This is a genomic window from Enhygromyxa salina (genome assembly GCF_002994615.1).
GTDB classification, from domain to species: Bacteria; Myxococcota_A; Polyangia; order Nannocystales; family Nannocystaceae; genus Plesiocystis; species Plesiocystis salina_A.
In genome coordinates, this window is sequence record NZ_PVNK01000050.1 from 1 (window position 1) to 641 (window position 641).

At 65.4% G+C, this 641-nt stretch carries 1 protein-coding gene; it reads left to right on the forward strand.

Annotated elements, in window-relative coordinates; translation table 11 throughout:
* Positions 1–319 precede the first annotated feature (319 nt).
* Complete coding sequence (locus ENSA5_RS37030; protein WP_106390394.1) at positions 320–511, forward strand: hypothetical protein; 192 nt, start codon at positions 320–322, stop codon at positions 509–511.
* Positions 512–641 lie beyond the last annotated feature (130 nt).

Consider the following 641-nt stretch of genomic DNA (forward strand, 5'->3'; position numbering starts at 1 on the left):
CGAGGCGGCCTACGCGGAGGCGAGGGAGCGTTGGCTCGACGGGGAGAGGGATGTCGAGTTTCCGCAGGGCACGTGGTTGATGTGGCGCCGGTACGCGGCGCGGTGTGCCGGGGCCACGTAGTTGAGTTGGTGCATGGTACGTGGCGGGCACGGCGACCCGCTTGTTTGTGCTGGTTGAAGGGCGGGGGAGCGAACGTGCGGGGGCATTTGGGGCTGTTTCGAGCTTGATTCTCCCGCTGCCCCGCTATTTCCTCCAAGTCTGGAACTCGGTTGCGACCTCGCCAAAGCCACGAACCACCTCCCCCGCTATTCTTCGAACATGACCTTCGGGCAGGGCATCGCACGCCCCCGCTATTCTTCGAACATGACCTTCGGGCAGGCCGTCGGGGGCCGTCAAGGCACGCGCGATGACATGACCTTCGGGCAGGCCGTCACGGGCACGCTATTCTTCGAACATGACCTTCGGGCAGGGCATCGCGCGCGCGGGCAGGCCGTCACACGGGCACGATGACATGACCTTCGGGCAGGCCGTCACGGGCAGGCCGTCACGGCCGTCAGACCTCGTAGAGCGCGTCCATATACATCCCAAGAATATCCCTAACCGCCCCCCGCGCCGGCAACGTAGCCGCAAGCCCATAAAC